Source organism: Acinetobacter sp. Ver3, assembly GCF_000632455.1.
In the GTDB taxonomy this organism is placed as follows: Bacteria; Pseudomonadota; Gammaproteobacteria; order Pseudomonadales; family Moraxellaceae; genus Acinetobacter.
The window spans coordinates 1-5,703 of record NZ_JFYL01000110.1 but is presented as its reverse complement, the minus strand read 5'-3'; the positions used below and the strand labels follow the sequence as shown (position 1 = coordinate 5,703).

At 37.3% G+C, this 5,703-nt stretch carries 5 protein-coding genes, 1 pseudogene and 1 other annotated feature; all 6 genes and pseudogenes read left to right on the top strand.

From position 1 onward, the window contains the following. Window positions 1-137 precede the first annotated feature (137 nt). Entirely contained in the window at window positions 138-548 is a 411-nt protein-coding gene (locus CL42_RS17615) for a type IV pilin protein (RefSeq protein ID WP_035270620.1), read from the top strand. 1 nt (window position 549) lies between these two features. After that, a complete protein-coding gene (locus CL42_RS15405) occupies window positions 550-1,044 on the top strand; it encodes a prepilin-type N-terminal cleavage/methylation domain-containing protein (RefSeq protein WP_035270618.1) in 495 nt (164 codons plus the stop codon). Beyond that, on the top strand, window positions 1,019-1,435 hold the full coding sequence (locus tag CL42_RS15400; RefSeq protein WP_171076811.1) for a PulJ/GspJ family protein: 417 nt from the start codon (window positions 1,019-1,021) through the stop codon (window positions 1,433-1,435). Before CL42_RS15405 ends, CL42_RS15400 begins: the two co-directional genes overlap by 26 nt. A 3-nt stretch (window positions 1,436-1,438) precedes the next feature. After that, the gene (locus tag CL42_RS15395; protein ID WP_035270613.1) at window positions 1,439-2,056 is read left to right on the top strand and encodes a prepilin-type N-terminal cleavage/methylation domain-containing protein; all 618 of its coding nucleotides are present in this window, start codon (window positions 1,439-1,441) and stop codon (window positions 2,054-2,056) included. A gap of 29 nt (window positions 2,057-2,085) precedes the next feature. Then, window positions 2,086-4,677 (top strand): hypothetical protein, encoded by a 2,592-nt coding sequence (locus CL42_RS15390; RefSeq protein WP_035270610.1) that lies wholly within the window; start codon window positions 2,086-2,088, stop codon window positions 4,675-4,677. 363 nt (window positions 4,678-5,040) lie between these two features. Then, window positions 5,041-5,703, top strand: a pseudogene (locus CL42_RS16875) (IS3 family transposase); the annotation flags it as partial. Then, window positions 5,250-5,364 (top strand) — a sequence feature (AL1L pseudoknot). Its footprint overlaps the pseudogene before it by 115 nt.

The following is a 5,703-nucleotide window of genomic DNA, read 5'->3' as shown; positions in this document are numbered from 1 at the left end:
TATAGCATGTTTTATTTTACATTTTATCGTAAAATTAACACACTTTGTCATATTCGAGTTGTTGGACTTAGCTAAGTATTTTAATCTTCCATTCATTACTAGTAGAAGCTAGATAGCGTTTTAAATTTGGGGTATACATGAAAAAAATAAATGGATTTACATTAATTGAACTTATGATCGTTGTGGTCATTATGGCTATTTTGGCAGCAATCGCTATACCTAGTTATCAAAGTTATGTACAAAAAGCAAAAGTAAAAGAGGCACAATCTAATCTTGTTGGATTAGCACTCGCTGCAGAAAGTAACTATCAAAGGCAACTCAGCTATACGACTGGCAACCTTACTTCAACTAGTGCTATAAAAGCTAAATTTCCAACTTGGAATCCTTCATCTAGCAGTTTCACATATCAATACACATCTGCGGGCACTACATTTACCCTTACAGCGACTGGTGTTGATGCGGATATTAAAGACTGTACATTAACCCTAGACGATAAAGGGCAAAGAACAATAAGTAGCTGTGGTCAAATTACTTCATGGAGTAATTAATATGAATATACCCAAAGATAAAATTAAGCGAACTAAAGGGTTTACACTTGTAGAACTAATGATAACCATATTAATTATGACTATTTTATTACTTATGGGCACTTCTCTCACTAGCTCATGGATAACTCGTAGTCAGGTTAATAATGCCTCATCTATTTTAAAAACAGCCGTATTCCAAGCACGTGTTGCTGCTATACGAAACACAAACAATAAGACATCCACTGAAATTGCGACAAGTGTGTGCATAGACTATAGCAATAAAGTGATTCATATTCTGCGAATAAAAAGTGGAACAACTTGCTCAACTTCTGGCAATGAAATTTTGAAATCTATGACATTCTCTGAGGGCGTCACAATTAAAAAAGATACCAGTCTTGTAAATTGTTTTGCTTTTAGTACAACAGGAATCCTGATGAATGCAAGTTCCTGCACAGCAACACTAGATGATATTAAAGTGAAGAAAAATGATGATGAAATCAAAATCAATATCGTTTAAACAACAGGGCTTTACTCTTCTTGAGGCATTAATCGCACTGGTTATTTTTTCTATCATTATCTTAGGTAGTGGAACAGTACTGAGTCGAATGCTGCATACTCAAAAAGACATACATGTACAATCAATTATTATTAATCAAATGCAAGCCAGATTACAAGGCGCTGTGGTCAACAACACACCAACATCGGGCTTATGTGGAGCAATTAATAAGGATAGTATTCTCATTGATGGTCACACGTATTATGTAGGTTGTGGAATCGAACAAATAGTTAAAAATGGCATAGTTACAGAATGGCCTGTTCTTGCCATTAGTAGTACTAGCCAAGAGTCCTCCGATCGCTGTGCTGATGGAACAAATATAACAACCGACTGTTATATTGTGGGGAAGTAACTGATGTATAAAAATGGTTTTACAATTATTGAATTACTAGTAGGACTTGTTATTGCCATGCTGTGCATGGTAATGATGCTTATGCTATTCAAACAAATTACACGCACAGGACTTACGGCCTCTCAAGATGCAGAATATGATGCACAACTTGAAACTGGTGTCCTCATAACCCAAAAGTTAGTACAAAACGCAGGATACGGCTCAGGTCAAGCAGAAGATATTTCAATTGGCTCCCATAATAGTCAAAATGCTGTTTTTTGGAGGCTAAGACCCAACTTAGAGCTAACACCTATCACATATAAATGTCAAGGCATATCTGAAACTATTACAGCAGAGGAAAGCCATTACATACATCGTCTAGTTTTACTAAAAACTACCCCAGACTCATGCGGCACCGGCGCACTTACAGGAAAAAACTGGTCAATAGATCAACCTATTGTCGCAATAAGAAGCGACTCTAACAGCCCTATATTTAGTTATAACTTAGATGGAAGCTGCACGCCCTTTGGTCTAAGCAATATCAAAAATGGTAAAAAGCTAACAATTATAGGCGCAAGACTTGGATTAACTGGTATCGGGAAAAACATTCAGCGTGCTGTTTGTTTAAATAATATCCCTTAATATTTTATTTCATTAATAGGTGTAGTGCTATGCAAACCCTAAAACAACAACAAGGTATAGCAACTGTTTTATTGGTTGTATTGGTTGGTATCACTGTAATGGTTACGACTGCATCACTATCTAGAACCGTTACGGCTAAAAAAGAGGCAAGTGTGGCAGCACATGCACAGACAAATGCACAAATCATGGCTTGGGCAGGGGCAAGTGCTTTTCATGACTATATTCTACAACAAGGTAAAAATGGTATAGCCGATATACTCACTCTTAATGGTCAGTCAATCGTATTAAAAGCTAATGCCACTCAAGAAATTACGGCAAGCAATATATTAGTCATCGGCTGTGCTGCAAATGGCGATATATGCAAAATATCTGCTGATATTAGTGCAGATAATGAAGCATCCCAAGCTGCCACCACACTCAATGTTGTTTATGAATTTGAAGTTAAAGATGGCACAATTACGAGTTCATCAAAATCAGCAAAAATGGTCTTAGGTGGTAATACAAAAATAGCAACCACAATTGAAGCAAACCATCCTGACACCGAACTAGAATTAAACGTTGACGGAGATTTATGGCTACAAACAGGTGCTACTCTTAAAAATATTTCCAAATTAACCATTAATTCTACAGGTGATGTACTTATTAATTGTTCAACTATTAATTTAGGAGCAAATTTATTGAATGGAATATGTGGAGGTGTAGATATCGACATCAATGCTGCTGGACGAATTGAAATTACAGATACAGGCTCAGGCTCATTCGGGAACTTAACTGCTAAAGGGCCTATTTCAATCTCTGGAACATCCGCACTAAATGTCAAGTCTCTTGATACCGTTAGCCTATGGCTTGGTGCTACAGCAGAAAATATCACATCAAATGGCAAGGTAGAGCTACATGCCGGTACTCGAGCCAACAACATAGCTTCCAACTCAGATGTCACTATACATACGGGAAGTAAAGCTGGAAACATTAAGGCTAGAAACATTACAGTTACTGGGGTTGGGGCTAGAGCAAAAAATCTTACGGCAACAGGAGATGTAAAACTTTGGCTTGGTGGACAAGTCGATGATATTTTGGCAAAAGGTGCTGTCGAAATTCATACTGGCAGTGAAGCAAAAAATATTAAAGTTGGAGGGAGAGTACTCATTACGGGTGCAGGGGCACGTGCTAATAATGTTGAAACTGCAAGTGCTTTTGAAGCATGGATTGCTGGTCGAAGAGCTGACGATGTTTATGCAGACGAAATCATGTTGGCAGCCGGAGTACGTATCGGAAATGCTTATTCTGCTAGTAAAATTGTGAATGAAATTAATACAAATGCTTTTGTCAATAATAGAGCAACTAGCGTAAATCGAAATAGCAGTGTAGCTACTTCGAAAATTAAAGCTCTAAAAGAACAACTAGCAAGTATCGCAGCTCCTTTTGTAAATACTTCAAGTATAGAGACTTATATTGATGAAAAAAACAGTTTTGAAAAAACACGCGTCGATGTTAAACAATACAAGAGTGAAGCCAACTATATTTTTACTATGGCGAACTTAAAACGATCAGAAAAACTACTAACTATACGGGTATTTTTAAACCACCTCAAAAATGCTACCAGTGGTGAAGAATATATTTATGAAAACAATACTCAATACCGTATAAAAGACGGCGTAAAAACCCAAGTAAGTGATGGAAAGGGCTTTTACCTTGGGAGATATAGTATTAATGGTAAAAATGAAATTTATATTGATGCAATATGTGAAGAGGTTGAACAAAGAACACTCTTTAACCAAGTATATAAAAATGTGTGCATAAGCGAAATCGTTGGCTACTTCCCTCAAGTTGGCGTTACTAATAAAATTACTGGCGATATGTGGGAACCTATAGGCCATGATAGTGTCAGTAATATATGGTATATTCGGGCCTTTTTTGACAACTCTGATATTAGTAATCCTATGTTAACTCCTGGCATTCTTTACTTTGAAGGTAGTCTCGCCATCCACGGTAAAGCAGGACTAACGAACCCCAAAAACAATACTTTTACCAATAGCTTTTTAGCTGAAGGAAATATCAATATAACCACTGCTGCACCCACGATTTATTCCCCTTATAATATTTTACGCGAAAAACCAAATGCAGAGATTATTTGTAACCGTAAAATTAATCCATCGGTGACAACAGTTCCACCTACTGTTTCAAACACCTACCTTATCCCAACCAACCTCTGTAAAAGCAATACAGAATTTTCATATAGTATGAATAATGATGAGAATGGCAATCCATTAATGGTAAACATTGATGGTCAAGATACTACAAAACTCGATTTAGGCTATGTCGCACTTATGACCAACAAAAAAGTTAACTTTATAGGAATTTGTCCTCACATTTATGGTGATATATTTTCTAAATATGAATTTAACTCTTCAATATGTGGAAAAGTCGAAGGAAATATTTCAACTCAAATGGCTCAACCCTCTTTTCTAGATCCATATGCAAATGATTTTGAGGTCGGACTAAAAGTAATTCTACCGGAAGATGAATTCACCAATATCAAAGGCTCAACAAACACTACCGAAACGACTGGACTAACTATGGACAAAGACACTTTTGCCCTGAAATGGTCACGATATCTATAAAATTTTAAGCACCTTAAAAAAAGCCCGAACTAAGTATGAATTCGGGCTTTTTACTTTTGGCTTTTGCCAAAGTTTCAGAGTTTAAGTGAATATGCTTATTGCGTAAGCGTCCGCTGAATCCCATACCAATTTTAATTCGATTTAGGTTTCCAGCAGCAGTGTGGCAGCAACTCTTCAATCTGGGTCACTTTATGGTTGTCAACGGCAATTTAAAACTGACCCCTTTTACCTTAAAAACAGCAAAGTAAAATTGACCCCTTTGATGATTTATTAAGACTCAATTTGTGGTTGAATTCCTACTCTCTTTTTATCTTTTAGACGATAACTGAACCGTACCGTGTTTGTCGGAGAGTCAATATTCTGAGAGACTATCCATCGTATTGGGCTGCAATCACAGCAATTGCTCCTAAGATTGGCTGTACTCCTGAAACACTACGTGTTTGGCATCAAAAGCATTTAGATCAGCAAAATCCTATTAAAGTACAACAGATATCTGATCAAGAAAAAATGAAGCAAATGGAAGGTGAAATTAAAGAATTAAAACGTGCCAATGAGATTCTACGGAAAGCAGCGGCTTTTTTCGCCCAGGCGGAGCTCGACCGCCCACACAAATAATGGTGGATTTTATCCATAACAATAAGGCGTTATATGGTATTGAGGCGATTTGTAGAATTTTACCGATCGCTGCTTCAACCTATTACCGGACTTTAGATCTCGCGGACAATCCAGAACATCGAGCGAAACGGGATCTGCATGACCTTCATCATGCTGAACAAATTAAACGAATTTGGAAGGAAAGTTCAGGTCGGTATGGTGTGCGTAAGGTCTGGCAACAACTGAAACGTGAAGGCTATGTGATTGCACGTTGTACAGTTGCTCGATTGATGCAAAAACTAGGTATACAAGGTGTTTGGCGTGGTAAGAATAAACAAACCACCCGTAACCGAGATGACCAAAAACGGGCAGATGATTTAGTGAAACGTAATTTTAATGCTGATCATCCAAACCAACTATGGGTGGGTGACT